13 protein-coding genes are annotated in these 17977 nt (G+C 64.4%); 6 read left to right on the top strand and 7 right to left on the bottom strand.

Annotation, left to right across the window (positions count from 1 at the left end):
• Positions 1-12: 12 nt before the first annotated feature.
• Positions 13-969 (bottom strand): NAD(P)/FAD-dependent oxidoreductase, encoded by a 957-nt coding sequence (locus AC07NS_RS09335; protein WP_494602858.1) that lies wholly within the window; start codon positions 967-969, stop codon positions 13-15.
• A gap of 196 nt (positions 970-1165) precedes the next feature.
• Here AC07NS_RS09335 and AC07NS_RS09330 point away from each other — a divergent pair, with 196 nt between their 5' ends.
• From AC07NS_RS09330 to AC07NS_RS09320, 3 genes are all read left to right on the top strand, one after another.
• Positions 1166-1771: a DUF4142 domain-containing protein gene (locus AC07NS_RS09330; RefSeq protein ID WP_494602857.1), complete on the top strand. Its 606-nt coding sequence runs from the start codon at positions 1166-1168 to the stop codon at positions 1769-1771.
• Positions 1772-1977: 206 nt separating this feature from the next.
• Entirely contained in the window at positions 1978-2205 is a 228-nt protein-coding gene (locus AC07NS_RS09325) for a DUF3597 family protein (RefSeq protein WP_494602856.1), read from the top strand.
• 396 nt (positions 2206-2601) lie between these two features.
• Entirely contained in the window at positions 2602-3141 is a 540-nt protein-coding gene (locus tag AC07NS_RS09320) for a hypothetical protein (protein WP_494602855.1), read from the top strand.
• On the opposite strand, the gene ku is transcribed toward AC07NS_RS09320, so the two are convergent.
• The 6 genes from ku to AC07NS_RS09290 all read right to left on the bottom strand — a co-directional run bounded on the left by ku (position 3138) and on the right by AC07NS_RS09290 (position 10814).
• Positions 3138-4028: a non-homologous end joining protein Ku gene (ku, locus tag AC07NS_RS09315; protein WP_494602854.1), complete on the bottom strand. Its 891-nt coding sequence runs from the start codon at positions 4026-4028 to the stop codon at positions 3138-3140. The two genes, AC07NS_RS09320 and ku, sit on opposite strands and share 4 nt — an antisense overlap.
• Before the next feature lie 63 nt (positions 4029-4091).
• Positions 4092-4337, bottom strand: a complete 246-nt coding sequence (locus tag AC07NS_RS09310; protein WP_494602853.1) for a DUF5961 family protein — start codon at positions 4335-4337, stop codon at positions 4092-4094.
• 475 nt (positions 4338-4812) lie between these two features.
• Positions 4813-6951 carry a catalase gene (locus AC07NS_RS09305; protein WP_494602852.1) on the bottom strand — a complete coding sequence of 713 codons (2139 nt, stop codon included), beginning with the start codon at positions 6949-6951 and terminating at the stop codon, positions 4813-4815.
• Between the two features lie 64 nt (positions 6952-7015).
• A complete protein-coding gene (locus AC07NS_RS09300) occupies positions 7016-7549 on the bottom strand; it encodes a hemerythrin domain-containing protein (RefSeq protein WP_494602851.1) in 534 nt (177 codons plus the stop codon).
• 138 nt (positions 7550-7687) lie between these two features.
• Positions 7688-10000 carry a PAS domain-containing protein gene (locus tag AC07NS_RS09295; protein WP_494602850.1) on the bottom strand — a complete coding sequence of 771 codons (2313 nt, stop codon included), beginning with the start codon at positions 9998-10000 and terminating at the stop codon, positions 7688-7690.
• 121 nt (positions 10001-10121) lie between these two features.
• On the bottom strand, positions 10122-10814 hold the full coding sequence (locus AC07NS_RS09290; protein ID WP_494602849.1) for a DUF6766 family protein: 693 nt from the start codon (positions 10812-10814) through the stop codon (positions 10122-10124).
• A gap of 503 nt (positions 10815-11317) precedes the next feature.
• Between AC07NS_RS09290 and AC07NS_RS09285 the strand changes: the two genes are divergently transcribed.
• The 3 genes from AC07NS_RS09285 to AC07NS_RS09275 all read left to right on the top strand — a co-directional run.
• Positions 11318-12142 (top strand): hypothetical protein, encoded by an 825-nt coding sequence (locus tag AC07NS_RS09285; protein ID WP_494602848.1) that lies wholly within the window; start codon positions 11318-11320, stop codon positions 12140-12142.
• Positions 12143-12537: 395 nt separating this feature from the next.
• A complete protein-coding gene (locus AC07NS_RS09280) occupies positions 12538-17682 on the top strand; it encodes a hypothetical protein (RefSeq protein ID WP_494602847.1) in 5145 nt (1714 codons plus the stop codon).
• On the top strand, positions 17679-17977 hold a 299-nt coding region (locus tag AC07NS_RS09275; RefSeq protein ID WP_494602846.1), incomplete at its 3' end, for an SPM autocatalytic domain-containing protein. The genes AC07NS_RS09280 and AC07NS_RS09275, both read left to right, overlap by 4 nt.

Genomic DNA, 17977 nt, shown 5'->3' with positions numbered 1-17977 from the left:
GGGAGAGAGCGCTCATCGGGACAGCGCTCTAAGGCGCTTGTGGATATCGGTGGCGGCGATGGCGGCCTCGGCGGCGGCCACCGCGATCTGATTTAGCCCGCGCACGACATCGCCCGCCGCATAGAGGCCCTCGACCGAGGTTTCCTGGTGGGCGCTGACGATGAGGTTGCCGTCGTCGTCGTGAGCCGCGCCCCACGCCGTCGCCAGGCCCGCTTGCATTTCGCAGCCGAGGGCCAAGTAGAGGCAGTCGAAGCGTCTTGGCGCCTGATCGCTGCGCGCTACGGCGACCGTCTCGGGTCCAACGGTCAGGTCGGCCAGCGTGATCGGCATGATCTCCACGCCATGTTCGTCCAGGGCCTGCCGATCGGTGAGCATGGCTGGATCGCCAAGGTGCAGCAGGGTGACCCTTGGCGAATAGGTCGTCAGGAACGCGGCCTCGCGCGCCCCCAGATCATCCTCGCCGAGCACGGCGATGGCCTGATCGATGGCCTCGTAGGCGTCGCAGATCGGGCACATGCGCACCTTGGCCGCCTTGATCGCCGCCTCCATGCCGTCCAAGTCCGGCAGCCGGTCAACGACGCCCGTAGCCAGCAGCACGAAGCGTGCGCGCACCTGAGCGGAAGCGCCGGCCAGATCGCCGCGCGCCGTCTCCAGCGTGACCTCGAAATGCTCGGCCATGCGTGACAGACTTTGGGCCCGCGCGGCTCTGCGCTCGGCCCCGTAGAGCCTTGCCTGCCGGTCCATGTCGGCGAGCAGTTGTCGCCCGCCGACGCCGCCGGGGAAGCCTGGCGTATTGTGGCTTTCGGGGATCCAGTCGGCGCGCGGTGGCCCGCCGTCGAGGATCAGCACCTTGCGGCGAAAGCGCCCAAGGTACGTCGCCGCGGTCAGACCGGCCGGACCCGCGCCGACGATGATCACGTCGTAGTCATCGATCCTAGGGGCGTCCGGCAAAGCGGCGGCTTTCGTCATGGGGGCGTTCATCTGGTGGCCGGTGGCGCGTTAACGAGCGCTCTCCAAGGCCGTTCCGGATGGAAGGCGAGGTCGCCGCTCTGGTTTGGAAACTGGCGGCGCCGAGCAGGCGCCTGGTGGGAACGTCGGGCAAGCCGCGCCGTTCAGTTGCCGCCCCGCCCCGGGGGCGATCGCGAAACCGATGGAGACGCCGACCATGGCCCGATATTCACTTTTGACCGCCGCCGCCTTGGCCGCCCTGACCCTCGTCGCCTGCCAGAAGAAGGACGCCGAACCCGCCCCGGCCGATCCGGGCACGAGCAACGCGGCCGTCAACGCCGCGCAGGACGCCGCCTCCACCGCTGTGGGGACGGCGGCCGCGGTAACCGGGCCGATATCGACCGACGCCTTCGTCACCAACGCCGCGATCAGCGACATGTACGAGATCCAGGCCGGCCAGATCGCCCAGCAGAAGGGGCAGACTCAGGCGGTCAAGGATTTCGGCAAGCAGATGGTCACCGACCACACCGCGCTTTCCAACGCCCTCAAGCCGCTGATCATCGCCGCTGGCAGGACCGCGCCGGCCGGACTGGACGAGCGCCGCAAGGGCCTCATCGACAACCTCAACGCCGCGGCCCCGGCCGACTTCGACAAGGTCTACCTGACCCAGCAGGAAGCCGCCCATAACGAGGCCCTGACCCTCATGGAGGGCTATGCCGATCGCGGCGATGACGCGGGACTAAAGGGCGGCGCGGCCAAGGCCCTGCCCAAGATCAAGGCCCACCTCAGCCACGTCCAGGGGCTGGCCTCGGCCGCCCACTAAGCATCATTTGATAGGAGACGCCCCATGGACCTTTTTTCCAAGATCGTCGACAGGATCTTCCATCACGACAAGGCCAAGGCTCCTTCGGCTGAGGCGCCCGCGCCCGCCACGGCCAGCGCGGTCGCGCCGGTCGCGCCGGCTCCCGCCTCAACGGGCCAAGCGCCGTCCGCGCCATCCGCTCCGGTGTCGAGGCCGTCCTGACGTCGATGGCCGAGATCGACGGCGGCGGCGGCAACTGGCGCACCTCGATCGTCGACCTGCTCAAGCTCCTCAAGCTCGATTCCAGCCTGCAGGCGCGCAAGGAGCTGGCCGACGAGCTGGGCGTCCATGCCGGCGAGCCCGGCAGCGCCGAGCAGAACATCGCCCTGCACAAGGCGGTGATGAAGAAGCTGGCCGAGAATGGCGGACAGGTTCCCGACAGTCTCTACAACTAAGGGCGGCCCCGTCGGCGCGGCGGTTTGCCGCGCCGACGGGCTTCCACCGTCTGCTGGTAAGGCTGTGAGCCAGGACCATCTGCAGCAGTGCCTCATCGTGATGGCCAAGGCCAAGCACGGAGATCTTTCATGGACAATGGTGGCAACGACTGCAGGGACTTCGCGATGCCTGGTGTCGCCGTGAGGACGCCTGGGCGCGCGGGCGTTGGCGCCTTTGTCGTGGACGCACCGCGAGAAGGGGAGAACCTTGCCGCCTAGAGGGTCCGAACCGCCCCCGTCGCTGCTCCGCAGGCAGGCTGTCTGGAACCATGACCGTGGTGGCGAACAGGTGTTGGCGCAGGCGATCACTCGGTAGGGAAAAGTCTAGCAGTGGCCAGGATGAGATCGCCGCGCCGGATGAGGGTTTATCAGGCCCAGTTCGGCTTCCACGACAGCGTGGTCGCCGCGCCCAATCAGGCCGCCGCCTTGGCCGCCTGGGGCACGCGCCAGAACCTCTTTGCCGAAGGCCGCGCCAAGATCAGCGACGAGCCCGACGCCGTCGCCGCGGCCCTGGCCCATCCGGAGATCCCGCTGCGCCGCGCCATCGGATCCAAAGAGCCTTTCAGTCTCCAGCCTAGCTTGCCGGATGTCCCTGAACCGCCGCGCCGGGCCGAGCCGAAGCTGAAGGTGGCGGCCGCGTCGCCGCGGCCGGCCAAGGCCAGGCCGCGCGCCAAGGTGCAGGCGCCCGACCGGGCGAGGCTGGAGGCGGCGCAGGCTGCGCTGAGCGCGATCGATCGCGATCGCCTGCAGCGAGAGGCCGAGCTTCAGCGGCGGCGCGAGGCGCTGGAGACCGAGGCGCTTGCCGCGCAGAGGGATTGGGCCAAGGCGCGCAAGGCCGCGGAGAAGGCGCTGGAGGCCGCGGTGCGCGCCTATCGCGCCGCCGGCGGAGACGCCTAGCTTGCCTTGCGGGACTTGTGAGCGGGAGCCGCCTTGGCCGCGCCCTTGGTCTTGGCGCTTGTGGCGGATTTGGCCCTTGGCTTGGTCTTCGCTTCGGGTTTGGCCGACGCGGGCGCCTTGCCGCCGAGGCTGGCGCGCAGGGCCGCCATCAGGTCGACGACGTTGGTGTCTTCGGGTTCGGCCACCTTCTCGACCTTGTGGCCCTTCTGCTTGGCCTCGATCAGATCCTTCAGCGCCTCCTCGTAGCGATCGACGAACTGGCTGGGGTCGAACGGTCCCTCCTGCTGCTCGATGATCTTTTCGGCGATGGCGATCATCGCCTTGTCGGGCGCCTTATCGCTGATGGCGTCGAAGATCTCGCTCTCCTTGCGCACCTCCGCGTCCGTGCGCAGCGTGTAGGCCAGGATCCCCTTGCCACGCGGCTCCAGCGCCAGGAGGCGCTCGCGCGTCGACATCACCACGCGGCCAAGGGCGATCTGCCCGGACTTGGCCATCGCCTCGCGGATCACCGCGAAGGCCTCCTGGGCAAGCTTGCCGTCAGGGGCGAGATAGTAGGGATTGTCCCAGTACACCCGATCGATCTCCTCGGCGGGCACGAACCGTTCGATGTCGATGGTCTTGGTGCTCTCCAGCTTGACGGCGTTGATTTCGTCCTGGGAGAGCAGGATGTACTCGCCTTTGGAGACTTCGTAGCCCTTGACCAGCTCCGACCGCTCGATCGGCCCGGTATCCGGATCGGTGGTGATCATCTTGATCCGGTTGTTGGTCTTCGGATTGATCAGGTTGAAGTGCACCTCGCCGCCGCTGTCGGTGGCGGTGTAGAGGGCGACCGGGCAGGTCACGAGCGAGAGCCGCAGATGTCCCTGCCAGGTCGGGCGATACGCCATGTCGAGCATCCTTACCGCCCACCGGGGCTCACGAATTTAAACGGCGGGCGCCCTGATTTGTTCTCAGGCCGAGCAGGGCGCGGTCTCGCCGGTCTCCAGGTCGATCCGAAAGCAATGCTCGCCGCCGCTATCGAGATCGCGCACCACGACGCTGATTTCGCCGTCGTCGTCCGGCGCGATCGCCAGATCCTCGACATAGGCGACCGCCGCCGCTTCGTAAGACAGCTCCTGGACAATGCGCGCGCGGTGGGCCCCAGCGTGGCGGGCATGCACGCTAAAACGCCGGTCGTCGTTGGCGGCCTTGCTCATCTTGGGTCTCCTTGAGCCATCAACGCGCAAGGTCGCCGAAGGATTCGAGACTTGGCGCAGGAAGGCGCGCTCCGCGCGCGAACTGCTCTCGCCGCTAAACGCCAGACGGCCGCCAGGTCGCCGTCGGCGTGCGCCGCGCCGCATCGCGGCCTCATCGCGCGAGGCGTGGGGCTCGTTCTCGCTCTTTCCGTGACTGGCGCGGATTTCGAGCCGACCTGGGCTTGGCCGATGGCTGAGGGCCAAGGGCAAAGCCGTCGGCGGCCGGGCGCGTCCAATGACTACCTGACGGTGGGCGCCTCGACGCCGTTGCCCAGGCGCAAGCGCCCGTGCGGCCCGGCGACCGGCGGGGCGAAGGGCCGTCTAAGACAGCTGCGTCTTGAGCTGCAGCGCCGACGCTTTGCCGCCCAAGAGAGAGGCGCGGACCTTAAGATCAAGCCTCCCGCCTGACTTGGCCTTCAGCGGCGATGCCGGGTCTCTAGTAGACCTTGCGCACCAGGGGCTCACGCGCCCAGATCCTGCCGGCCTGCGCCGCGACGATGAAGTCGCCCACGGCCTTAGTCGGCAGGTTGATCAAGCCGCCGTCCGCGTCGGGATTGGCGTCGGAGAGGCCGCCCTTGACGAAGAGCGGCGCGGCCGCAGGCAGATAGGCGATGACCTTAAGGTGGCCAAAGGCGTCGCGCACGAAATTGACCGCCGCGGCTTCCAGCGCCAGAGCCGCGCCGCTTTCGTCCGAAGGCAGGACGGCCACGGCGTCGAACAGCACCGAGGGCCCGCCATCGACGCGGAAGTCCGCGGGGATCAACTGGCCGCCGGCGCTTGTGACCCCAGTAATCGTCGGAGCGATGATGGCCAGCTTCGCGCCGGCGTCTTCGACCGCCGCTTTCAGCGCGTCCAGCACAGCGTCGTCGACACCGTCGGTGACCAGGGCGCCGACCTTGCGGCCCATCAGGCCCGGAGCGGCCTTGGCCAGGATGCTGAGCGCCGGCGAGGGCTCCAGGTCCTGGGCCGGAACCGGGGCGGGGGCCGGAACGATCGGCTCCTTGACTCCAAGTCCCGCGGCGACCCGCGCCGCCAGGCTCTCGTCGATATTGACCAGGCGCGACAGCATCGCCGCACGCACCCGCGCGACATTGCACTTGGAGAGCTCGAAGATCAGCGCAGCGACGATGTGATCGCGCTCGGGCTGGGTTTGGCTCAGAAAGAACAGGCGCGCCTGGCTGTAGTGGTCGGCGAAGGTCTCGGGGCGGACGCGCAGTTGCTCACCGGTCTCCAGATTTGGGAAGGTGCGATAGCCGCTGGCCTGGCTCTCGCGCTTGATATCCTCGCCCAGGCTGGAAGGCTCATAGTTCACCTGGCCCTTGGGCACGCCCATCTGCATGTGGCCGTCGCGTTGCAGATTGTGGAAAGGACAGCGCGGCTGATTGATCGGGATCTGGTGGAAGTTGGCCGAGCCCAGGCGCTTGAGCTGGGTGTCCTGGTAGGAGAACAATCGCCCCTGCAGCAGCGGATCATTGGTGAAATCGATGCCCGGGACCACATGCGAGGCGCAGTAGGCGACCTGCTCGGTCTCGGCGAAGAAGTTGTCGGGGTTGCGATCCAGAACCATGCGGCCGACGACCCGTAGCGGGATCACCTCCTCGGGGATGAGCTTGGTGGCGTCCAGCACGTCGAAGGGCAGGGCGTCGGCCTCTTCCTGGCTGAAGGTCTGCAGGCAGAATTCCCACTCGGGAAAATCACCGCTGTCGATGGCTTCCCACAGGTCTCGGCGGTGGAAGTCCGGATCAGCGCCATTGATCTTCAGGGCCTCATCCCAAACGACCGACTGGGCATTGAGCTTGGGCCGCCAGTGGAACTTGACGAAGGTGCTTTGGCCCGCGGCGTTGACCAGCCGGAAGGTGTGGACGCCAAACCCCTCCATCATTCGATAGGAACGCGGGATGGTGCGGTCCGACATGATCCACATCACCATGTGCAGGCTCTCGGGCGTCAGCGAGATGTAGTCCCAGAAGGTGTCGTGAGCGGTCTGGGCCTGGGGGAACTCGCGATCGGGATCCTGCTTGGCCGCATGGATCAAGTCGGGAAACTTGATGGCGTCCTGGATGAAGAACACCGGGATGTTGTTGCCGACGAGATCGAAGTTGCCTTGCTGAGTGTAGAACTTGACGGCGAAGCCACGGACGTCGCGGGCCAGGTCCATCGAGCCCTTGTTGCCGGCCACGGTCGAGAAGCGGGTGAAGACGGGGATGCGCTCGCCGGGCCGCTGGAGGAAGTCGGCGGTGGTGATCTCCGACAGGTCCTCCAGGCATTCGAAAAAGCCGTGGGCGGCCGAGCCGCGGGCATGCACCACGCGCTCGGGAATACGCTCGTGGTCGAAATGCATGATCTTCTCGCGCAGGATGAAGTCCTGCAGCAGCACCGGACCGCGCGCGCCGGCCTTCAGCGAGTTCTGGTTATCGCCGATCGGCACGCCTTGATTGGTAGTCAGCTGCGTCGCCTCGTCGGCCGCCTGCTGGTGCAGCTCTGCGCCTGGCGCCACGAGGGTCTCAACGCCGAGCGTGGTGTCGGGCGTGTCAATCGGGCGCTTGGCGGCCGAAGGCTTGGACTTGGTGGGCATGAGAAGATCCTGACGGTTCTGAGCGGGCCGAACGGCCTTGGCGTTTGGGACTGGCCAGCAGGCCTTAGGCGGCGGGCGGGGCGAGCTGGGCCATCAGTTCGGCCTTGCGGGCCGACAGCTTGGCGCCGAGCGCGACAAGATCCAGGTCGGTAGCGCGCACCTCGGGAAAGAGCTCGCTTTCCTCTTCCTCGACATGGTGACGGACCTGTTCGCCGAGCACCTTGACCTTGGCGTCGTAGAGCGGCTGTCCGGGCGCTCCCGCCTCGATCTGGGCGATCAGGGTCTTGGCGCCCATGTGCTCGACGACGGCTTCGTCGATCAGGTCGCCGTCGCCCGTCGCCTCGCGGGCCGGCGGATAGAAGAACTCTTCCTCGATCTGGGTGTGGACCTTCAGGGCCAGGCAGATCTTGTCGGCCAGAGCTTTCTTGTCGGCCGCGTCGGTGAGGCCTTCATAGGCCTCGAAATACTCCTCGACCTGGCGATGATCGGCCTCCAGCAAGGCGATGGCGTCCTGGCCTCGCGCCTTGGGGGCGGCCTGCGCCTTGGTCGCGGCGCGCGCGGATTTCTGCTTGGCTTTGGTCTTCGCCGTGACGGCCATGGTCGATGTTCCGGATGGGGGAAGGACGCGGTCTTAACCACCCGTCCATCCGGCTGTTCCGGCAACCATCAAACGATGGGTCCGCGCGGATCGCCGGGTTTCCCACCCGACGCCAAACGCAGTTTTAGGCGCGATCCGTCAGGCTGGAGCGCTCGCGCGCAAGCGCACCGACAACCCGTCGTGATTCCAGTCGAAAACGATCTGGCCTTCGACCTGGCGCGCCAGGCTGGCCATTAGCCGCGAGCCGAAGCCCGAGCGCGACGGCGCAGTCACGGAAGGACCCTCGCGCTCCTCCCAGGCCAGCGACCAGCCCTGTCGCTCGCTGGCCCAACTGACCTCCAGGCGGCCCCCGCGCACCGACAGCGCTCCATACTTGGTGGCGTTGGTGGCCAGCTCGTGGAGGATCATGCTCAGGGGCTGGAGCTGGTCGGCGGGCAGGGCGATCTCGCCGCCGGAAAGGCGCACCCGGGCGCCCGCGCTGATCGCGGCGGCCAGCTCCTCGCGAACCACCTGGCCAATTGTTCCGCCGCGCCATTGGGTCCTGGCGAGCGCCGACTGAGCCCGCGCCATGGCCTCGATGCGCCCGTGGATGGCCTGGCGGAACTCGGCGGGGTCGGCCGCATCGGTCAGGCGCACGATCGACTGGATGATGGCCAGGGCGTTTCGAGCCCGATGATCGACCTCGCGCATCAGCAGATCGCGCGCGGCCTCGGCGTGCTTGCGGGCGGTGATGTCGATGGCCGTGCCGACAACGCGCAGGCACCGACCGCCGGCGTCGAACACCCCGCGCCCCTTGGCGGCCACCCAGCGTTCGATTCCGTCCTCCGCGCCGATGGTGCGATATTCGACATCGTAGAGGTGCCGGGCCAGCGGATCACAGGCGGCCGCATAGGCCCTGGCTGTCGGCTCCAGGTCATCGGGGTGGAGCCCGCGGTAGAAGTCGTTCAAGGTGACCGGCACGCCGGGCGAGTAGCCAAATAGCGCCCGGACACGGTCGTCCCAATAGAGCGCCCCATCGCCGTTATCGACGTCCCACAACCCCACCTCGCCAAACTCGGTGGCCAGTCGCAGGCGCGTCTCACTCTGCAAAAGCGCCCGTTCGGCCTCGAAGCGTTCGGTGACGTCGGAAATCACCGCATAAAGCCCGACCACGCCCTCGTCGGCGCCGCGCCGCGGGATATAGTCGACCTGCACGTCGCGCGGTCCGCTGGCGGGATAGTCGACGCGGCTTTCGAACCTCACCCGTTCCCCGGCCAACGCCGCGCGCAGGTACGGTTTGACCCGGTCATAGGCCGCGCCCAGCACCGCCTCCACACGCTGGCCCTGCAATGCTTCGCGCGGCTGTCCAAACCAGGCCTCGTAGCCACGATTGATGAAACGGTAGCGCTCGTCGCGATCGACATAGGCGATCAACAGCGGCGCAGCATCGGTGATCCGGCGCAGCTCGGCCTCGCTGTCGGCCAGCTCCGCCTGAGACGCGACCCGCTCCACGAAGGCCCATGAACGCTCGGTCACCTCGCGCACCAGGGCCAGCTCCCGATCGGTCCAGAAATGGGGACCCTTGTGATGAACCGCCATCAGCGCTCGAAGGGCGCCATTGCGCACCAGGGGCATGCATATGGTCGCGCCGATGCCGATAGCCTGGAAGGTGGCCGCCTCATGGGCGGCGATTTCCGCGAGATTGTCGTTGATGACCAGCGGCAAGCCGCGCGAGAGGTTCTCCACCGCCATCTTGCCAAAGTCGGCCAGCCGATAGCGACCGACGATCGAGGTCGAGCCGGCCGCGGCCCAATCGCCGCGGATGGTGAAACCGTCCTGGTCGGCATCCATGTCGGCATAGGCGCAGATCGCCACGCCCATGTGCTCGCCGATCATCTGGGCCGCGCGCATCATCACCGCTTCGGCCGTCGGCAAGGCCGAGGTGGCCTGGGTCAGGCGATCCAGGAAAAGCAAGGTGCGCTCGCTCTCCTCGCGGCGGGCGCGTTCCTGCGCGGCCGACGTCGTCTCGACGCATACGCACAGCACGCCGGGAACTTCGTCCGCGATCGGTATCGGGCTGTAGGAAAAGGTGAAGCACGCCGGTTCGGCCTGGTCGCGTCGGTGAAGTGTGACCGGCAGATCCTCGTAGAACGCGGCTGCGCCGCTGAAAGCCGCCTCGATGATCGGCTCGATGGCGGCGCGCACCTCCGGCCACACCGTCCAGAAGGGCTGGCCCAGCGCCGCCGGGTGCTTGTCGCCGAGAATGGGACGATAGGCGTCGTTATAGATGAGGATCCGCTCGGGCCCCCAGACGAGGAACATCGGAAACGCCGCGCCCAGCACCACATCGACCTGCTGGCGCAAGGCTTGGAGCCATGTCGAGGGTCGGCCCAATCCCGCCACGTCCCCATCTGTCTCAAGCAGCTTGGCCACTTCGCCACCCGCCAGGATTTTGGAGACGTTGAAGCTCATGAACGGGCGGCGATCCGGCAAGGCGAGGTCGAGAGTCGGGCCGTCCTTGCATGCAGCAGCCCATCCGGCACGACAACGTCAAAGCAAAGCTTCGGTTGCGACAGGCGGGATTTAAGCGCGCTCAGGCGCCCGTTTTGCTGTCCGGCGTAGCGACCGGCTTGGACTCGGGCGAGTTCTTTTGGCGCAGGACAATCGACAACACCACGAGCACGGCGGTGGACAGGAACTCGCTTTGCCAGTTCTGGAAGGATTCGAACCAAAGCTGCGGGTCGGCGAGATAGGCCAGGACGCCTTTGGCGACCTGACCGTGCTCGGCCGCCTCCTGTGCAGCGTGCTGGGCGCTGAACGTCCAGTGCAATACGAAGGCGGCCAGGAACAGGCCGGTCAAGACTAGACCAAGCGAGTGGGCGTAGAGCCAAGGCAAGAGCCCTACGCGTCGGGCCAGCGACGGGGCGTCTGGATCGGTGCTGGGCAGGAGGTCGCGCTCTGGGGCGTCGGGGTCCTTGGATTCCGATGATCCACGCTGGACGAGATAGGCCGTCAGAATGACATAGACGGCCATCTGCAGAAACTCGCTCTCCCAGTTCTCGAAGACTGCCGAGACGAAAGCCGGGTCGGATAGATAGCTGATCAGTCCGATCCCAGGCTCGCCATGGCGCCGCAGATCCTCGAGCGCCACACGCCATCCCGTCAGCCACTGACCGACCAGACTGGCGGCGAACATCGCCATCAGCACCAGGGTCAATCCGTTGCGCTTGAGAAACCGGGCCATGATGACAAAGCCGCCAGACGGGCGGCCAAGTTCCCTGATCATCATTTGCTGCGACGGCTCACACGGGCTCTAGGCCAGGTTGGCGGGAAGGCAGGGCCGAGCGCGCCTGATCGCGCGTGATGGGCGCAGGACCCGACACCGCGCGAGGGTCCCGCGCGTTCAGGCTGACCACTGGCGAGCGCCTCTGAGCCGCGTTAGGCGCCGCCGCTCCCGCGATCCGGACTGTGAGTTCTGCTCCTCCCCGGCGTGGATGGGGTGATCGAGGATCTGTGGGGCTAAAGCTTGGCCAGGACGGCCGCAACGCGGCTGTAGTCCCAAGGCCAGGCACCGCCGCGCGGCCAAAGGCCCCGAGGAAAGTCCATCGATCGGCGCGTAGCCCGCCACAGATCGGTGTTGTGGCGGGCCGTACATCTCGCCCGACGCAATCGTCGATGAAAAGCGCTGCCTGGTGTTCCCTGTGCGTGTGCGGGCTTGGAAATTACAACTAAGCATTGACGGTTGCCGAGCTTTGCTGTCGGCTGAAATGAGCCGCATCGGTCGAGATCGTGACGGGCAAAAAGCGAGTGATCGACTTCTCTGGTCGCCAGTGGCGAAGACCATCAGCGAGGCAGGGAGGGGGAGCAGCGAATGTGCATAACTGCGATGGTGTTCTGATGCTTTCACCTCTGTCTGTGATGGGGCGCGTACGTCGTCATGCAAAGGTCACGAGCGCTGCGTTGGCTTTCTGCATTGGCATATGTTTTGGCGGCGCGCGCGCGATTGCAGGGGATGCTTGTGAACGTCCATCTGCAAACGCTGAAATCGGGGCGATCCTCGCGGATTTGAACCGGATCGTGACGTCACCTGAAAAGCTGGAATCGGAAGGCGATCCAACGGTCAGTCGGGTGATTATTGGGCTCGGTAGTATCAATAGTCGTCTTGCTGTGGCGGTGCGCGAAAAAAGTATAAGTACTCATAGTTTTGAAGATTGTGCCCGGAATGCGCTGGCGATCGGTTTGTATAGGGTTTTGGCTAGGTCGGCGGAGGGTGATTTTAATTACGACTATGGTCGTCAATATTTGGCATTCGAAATACTTTTTGGAATTAAGGGGCCGTTTTCAAGTTACATTAAAGTTGCGCCGAATACCCTCTGGCGGGGAAGCGGCAAGGAGCCGCAGGAGCTTCGGTGGGGTGGGGCGGATCGGTCTGCCGAAAACGCCGTCGCTAACCTGACTGCGGTTTGCTTGGTCAGGCCGAATGAATTCCAATCATCGATGCTCAGTTTGGGCTTTGATCGCGATGACGTCCTGGGCCTTCAGCGCTCGTCTGATCCGCGAATTTCGGTGCAGGGCAGGTGGCTGGTTGAAAGCTGCATGAAGGGTGAGGGGTAATTATGGCGGCAAATGTTTCGAGCAGCAGCGCTCCGGCCACTTCCCTTCCTTATCCTAAATCTACATTGACGCAGGCAAACGCGCCTGGCGGAGCGTGGTCTCGAATTACGTTTGGCTCTACAGCTACATCGTACACAACAATTACTGCGGCTGTGGATTTCACGCAAAATGGTGTAACGCGGCAGGTAAATGTCCATTTTCTAGGATTTAGTAACGATGACATTCCTAGCATGGTTCTTCGCATACTAAATGCAGCAAGGGCAGATCCTAGCGCTGTTGGTATAATATTTGATACGAGCTTCAATCCGGAATCTGTGAGTCCGGTATCTGATATTTGGTATTTCGCATACAGCGAAAACGCAAAGATTCGAACGGGTGGGAAGACGCAACGCTGGATGGATACCGCCTCCGGCAATCGAATGATTGCGACGGCGATTCCGGAAGACAAATGGCTCACGGAAATTCAGTCGGGCTACGCTAATGACAAGTCCGCGTTTATGGCTGCTGTTGCCGAAATGATCGGCCATGAATTGCGGCATGGCGCGAAGGATAATGCCGGTCATTCGTTTGATGTGCCGTACAGCAGTATTCCTCATGGCTCGGCGGCACAAATAGTCGATTATTTCACCAATATTCTTAATACGTATGAGTCGCAGACTGCATACGCTTATGGGCTTAGTTTCTCAAAATTGGTTTCAAGCGCGCTCGGATACAGCGAGAGAACTGCGTCTGTAGTGCATAAGGACCTTTATCTAAGTGGCCTCCCGGGGCAGATAAAAGATAAATTCGCGATCGCGGTTGATAGATATCTGCAAGAAAATCCTGTTTTGTCTCAGGTCGAGATCGATTTGCTGAGAAGCGCGGGTGTCATCCAGAAGAAAAGATTTTTCGGCGGCTGGACCGCCGATAATGTTGAGGCGGCTCTTTCGGATACCGCGCTAGCGATCAAATCTGTCATGGGGACTTCAGCAAGTGCCTCAGGCGGCACTATAGGCGGAGCGGCTGCCGCGAAAGCGCATGTCGCCGCGGGAGCGAAAGCCATATCGGCCGACCGGGAAGACAATGTCGCTGTCGTTGCGCAGAAAGTAGGAAAGCTGCTGGACGACGCGGCTCGCTGGGGGGTGCTGGGGCAGACGATAGGCTCGCAAATTGGTACGATGCTGGGAGGCGGCAATGCGATCGTCGCCGGAGTATCCGGAGCCGTTTTTGGCCAGGTGGGCCTGCAGGTCGGTCGACAGTTGGCGCTGAACGCCGGAGCTGGCGCGGTGTCGGCCGTGAGCATTGGCGTGCAGAAAACCTTCACCGCAAAAGGGCTGACCACGGCGCTGTCGAGTGCAGGCATTGGTTTTGTCAGCTCGACGCTGACCAGCGAGTTGCGCCAAGCGTTGAATCTCAATGGCACGCTTGGCGACGTGTTCAGCACGATGACCGGCTCTGTCGTCAACACGGTTGTTAGCAACATCTACTACGGGGGTGTTGACGCCGCCTTTAACGGCTTCAAGGCTGGATCTGTCTGGAACACGCCAAAGGTCACCGGCGGTGAGTTGAGCGGCGGAGCCGGCGCCTTCGCGGTCGCGGCCGTCGCGAGTTTCCTTGGGGCGAAGCTAGGCGCGATGATCGTCCAGCCGCGCACTCAGGCCGCAGGCATTTTGTCCTCGCTAGGCAGCGCCGTAGGGGGATGGGCGCTATCATCGGTCGGCCTGTCGATCGGCACAGCCGGGACGTCGCTCGGCGCATCCATATTCGGCAGTAGCTGGATGGCGGCGAACTTCATCGCGCCTGGCGTTGGTGCGTTGGTCGGCTTTGTCTTGGGGGCGTTGATAGGCAACCTTTTCGGTAAGAAGAAACCGAAAACACCATCTGCAAGCGCCGAAACCGTGCTGCAGGTGCCTTACGCCCAATATCAACTCGGAGCGGTCACTACCGCCAACAACGGCAACCGCGACCTCGCCACATCGATGGCCACGGCGGCTCGCGATACGCTCAACGGCCTCATCGGCAACATCGCCAATAACCAACAGATCGCGTACGTCTCGAACCTGAACGGGTTAGCGACCGACCAGCGCTATGGCCATTCGGGCAGTCAGATCTACGTTAAGATCAACGGCGTCCAGACCAACTTCGCCTCGGCCGATCAAGCGGTCGAGTACGGTACTCTCGTCGCCATCAAGAACACCAAGATCGTTGGTGGCGACCTGTTCGCAAAGCGGGCCATCGCTCGATCAACTGTCTCGGACATCACCTCTCTTCTGGGGGAGATCCAGACCGGCAACGACTATCGAACCTACCTCCAGTATCGTGGCCTCATCGACGCCGAGCTTAAGAAGGGCTGGAACAGCCTTACCGATGCCGAGCGTACCTACTACGATCAAAACACTTCGCTGATTGAAAAGGTATTTTCTAAACTTGATACCCCGCTAACAACGGCGGATGTCACTGCGTACAACGAAAACAAGAATATTATTGATTCCATCATTGCTAAATCATCGCCTACCTTTTTCGTGGCCTCTTGGCAGGCGACCCTCCAGCGCGTGGGCGAGCTCGGCCTCGATAAATGGTCCAACTCCGACTTCTACGGCGGTCTGCGCGGGTTCCTCGACAGCTTCGACCTGAAGGGCCACGGCACAACCTACGAGAACGTTCGCATTCATGCGACTGGCGTCGGGGCCGAGATCCAGGCCCGTAGCGCCAACAGCGACGGCCTATTCTCGCTCTTGCCGCAGGCCAAGGACGGCCCAGGCGACAACGACATCCTCAACGCTCGCTTCGACAACGGCCTGCAGGGCTGGGACATGGCGACTTGGCAGGTGGCCAATCCGCAGCGCGGCGTGAATCTGAACGCTGACTGGTCGGGCAGCGGCAACGACGTGTTCTGGACGCATATGCCCGGCACGCCAGCGGCGGGCTCGGTAATTGATGTGCGCTCGGCGCTGATGGTCTCGATCGCGGGCGTCACCTACGAGGCGTCGGTCAAGGCCGCCAACCATCGAGGCCTGGCCCAGATGTACGTCGAGTTCTACGACGCCAATATGAACCACCTGGGCTCGACCTATATGAACGGTCAGGGCCTGGAAGGCGGTTCGTGGCAAGGGGATCTGGCCAACTACAACACCATCGGTGGCACAGTGACCGCACCGCCTGGCACGGCCTACCGACGGATGGTGCTGCGCTTGGTGGCGACCGGCGCCGAGGCGCCCTTCGGCTTCTTCACCCAGCCGACCTCGCGGGTGGCCAACGCGGCGATCTCCGACTGGAACGCCAAAGGCGAAATCGTCAGCATCGATGTCATGACCAAGGTCGGCTACACGCTGACCGACCCGGGCGCGACGACGTCGGGAAATGATTTCGTCGACCAGCGCCTGGCGACGGGCGGAGTGACCATCGACGACACCCACTCGGTCTATGTCGAGGACGGCTACTACCGCTGGAACGACTGGGATGCCTACGAATGGATCGACACCTCGTACTGGACGACGGGTGACGGCGGCGACGACATCTTTGTCGGCGGCGCGGGCGGCGACTATCTGTACGGCCGCAGTGGTTGGGACTGGCTGGATGGCCGTAGCGGCAACGACTACCTCGACGGCGGTGACGGCAACGACACCTTGATCGGGCGTGATGGCGACGACGCGCTGATCGGCGGGGCTGGCGACGACTACCTCTCGGGCGGGCAGGGGACTGACAGCCTCGATGGCGGGGCCGGCGACGATATCCTGGCCGATTTCGTGGGCTCGGAGGTACTGCAGGGCGGCGACGGCGATGACACCTTCCTAATCGCCGAGGACGCCACCTTTAATTGGTTCTGGGGCGGCTATGCTGATCCCAACAGCGATCCGAACGGCAAGGATACGATCAGTGCTGAGCGCCTAGGTTTCGGCGTGGCCTTCGATCTCGACTACCGTCCACCTGAATGGAACGGTCATCCCGACGCCACGGCCGGCAACCCGATCAGCCGCATGGCCGTGATCACCAACGCCGTCACCGGCGCCTGGGTGACCAACGAGGGCCTGCTGAGCATCGAGAACGCCACCGGCTCGGACTATGGCGATCGCCTTTACGGCACGACGGGCGACAATGTGCTCAAGGGCTTGGTCGGCACCGACCAGCTTTGGGGGCGCGACGGCAACGATACAATTGAAGGCGGCGTTGGCGCGGATGTCATGGAAGGCGGCGGCGGCTATGACTGGCTGAGCTACGTCGGGTCTTCGGCGGGGGTCTATGTCGATCTCTCGACCGGCGAAGCGTTCGGTGGCGACGCCGAGGGTGACGTCTTCTCCGGCTTCGAAGCGGTAAGGGGTTCCAAGGCCGCCGACCAGCTCAAGGGCTACGATGGCGGCGACAATTGGCTGGAGGGCGGGGCCGGCGACGACTGGCTTATCGCGACCACGGGCGCCGACGTCTTCGTCGGCGGCGAGGGCAAGGACTTCGTTGATTACTCCGCCGCCACCGGGGGGATCACGCTGAACCTCGGCGGTTATACGGCCAGCGGCGTGGTCACCGGTTATGGGTCCGGGGGCTTGGCTTCCAGCCAAGCCTATATCGGCGTCGAGGGGGTGGTCGGATCGAATTTCGCGGATTCGATGACGGCCGGCGACGGCGATCAGACGTTCATCGGCGGCAAGGGCAACGATGTCTTGCAGGGCGGCGCCGGCGCCGACACCTACATCCTAAACCGCGGCGACGGCTCCGACACCGTCTACGAGGATAACCTTGGCTGGAACACCTTCAGCTTCGGCGGGGACATCACCGTCGACGACCTGTGGATCGGCGCCGCCGGTGGCGCCAGCGGATGGCTTGATATCGGCATACGTGGGACGGGCGACGTCATCCGGATGGTGGCTTTCACGGGCGCCTATCCGATCCAGGGCAACAACAAGCTCAAGTCCGTGGACATGAATGGCGCGGGGCAACTGGACGTCGCCGCGATCGAATACGCGATGGCCGGCGATGACAACGCCAATCCCAGCCTCTATGGCGGCAGCAACCGCGCCGACCTGATCTTCGGCTACAGCGGCAACGATACGATCTACGGCGCCGCCTCCGGCCAGATGGAGACTAAGGGCAATGTCATCGTCGCCGGCTGGGGCAACGACGTAATCTACACGTCTGGCGGCGACGACCAGTTCGCCTACGATCGAGCTCGCGACGCCAACGGCGCCGTAGTCGCCAATGTCGATACCATCTACGACACCGGCGGCGACGACACCATCGTGTTCGGCGCTACCATTGAGGCCAAGGACTTGATCTACGAGGTGGTCGGCAACGACCTTTACGTCGGCGCGCGCGACCTCTCCAACACCGCGCTGACGGCCAGCCAGGTCGCCGACCGGATGCAGATCGTCGGCGGCGGGGTCAAGTACGTGACCATGGACGGCTACTCCAACACCGTCCTCTACGAGAGCTTCAACACGGTCGAATACGTGCTGGCCGGCGGGACCTCGATCGACCTGCGCAAGCTCGACATCGCCTGGACCCAGAGCATCACCTACAACTACGACTACGCCATCCGATTGCTCTGGACCTGGACGGCGACGGGTTGAACCTGTCGGCGGTCGACAGCTCCGAGGTCGTGGTCAGGACGGCGGGCGGCGGGATCTCGCAGATCGGCTGGGTGGGTCCCACCGACGGCTTCCTGGCGGTGGACCGCAACGGCGACGGGGCGATCAACCAGCTGTCGGAACTGTCGTTCGTGCAGGACAAGCCGGGCGCGACCAGCGACCTGGAAGGCCTGCGCACCTGGGACACCAACGGCGACGGCCTGCTGGACAAGAACGACAAGGATTTCGGCAAGATCCTGCTGTTCGTCGACGCCAACCAGAACGGCCGCTCGACGGC

Source organism: Caulobacter sp. GW821-FHT10A10, assembly GCF_059415745.1.
The sequence above is the reverse complement of the archived record's forward strand: the minus strand, read 5'-3'. Positions and strand labels throughout refer to the sequence as shown.

Coding starts and splice junctions, on each gene's coding strand:
- AC07NS_RS09305 (WP_494602852.1), bottom strand. CDS start 6,951: ATGCCCACCAAGTCCAAGCCTTCGGCCGCCAAGCGCCCGATTGACACG.
- AC07NS_RS09330 (WP_494602857.1), top strand. CDS start 1,166: ATGGCCCGATATTCACTTTTGACCGCCGCCGCCTTGGCCGCCCTGACC.
- AC07NS_RS09320 (WP_494602855.1), top strand. CDS start 2,602: ATGAGGGTTTATCAGGCCCAGTTCGGCTTCCACGACAGCGTGGTCGCC.
- AC07NS_RS09280 (WP_494602847.1), top strand. CDS start 12,538: ATGGATACCGCCTCCGGCAATCGAATGATTGCGACGGCGATTCCGGAA.
- AC07NS_RS09335 (WP_494602858.1), bottom strand. CDS start 969: ATGACGAAAGCCGCCGCTTTGCCGGACGCCCCTAGGATCGATGACTAC.
- AC07NS_RS09310 (WP_494602853.1), bottom strand. CDS start 4,337: ATGAGCAAGGCCGCCAACGACGACCGGCGTTTTAGCGTGCATGCCCGC.
- AC07NS_RS09295 (WP_494602850.1), bottom strand. CDS start 10,000: ATGAGCTTCAACGTCTCCAAAATCCTGGCGGGTGGCGAAGTGGCCAAG.
- AC07NS_RS09290 (WP_494602849.1), bottom strand. CDS start 10,814: ATGATCAGGGAACTTGGCCGCCCGTCTGGCGGCTTTGTCATCATGGCC.
- ku (WP_494602854.1), bottom strand. CDS start 4,028: ATGGCGTATCGCCCGACCTGGCAGGGACATCTGCGGCTCTCGCTCGTG.
- AC07NS_RS09300 (WP_494602851.1), bottom strand. CDS start 7,549: ATGGCCGTCACGGCGAAGACCAAAGCCAAGCAGAAATCCGCGCGCGCC.
- AC07NS_RS09325 (WP_494602856.1), top strand. CDS start 1,978: ATGGCCGAGATCGACGGCGGCGGCGGCAACTGGCGCACCTCGATCGTC.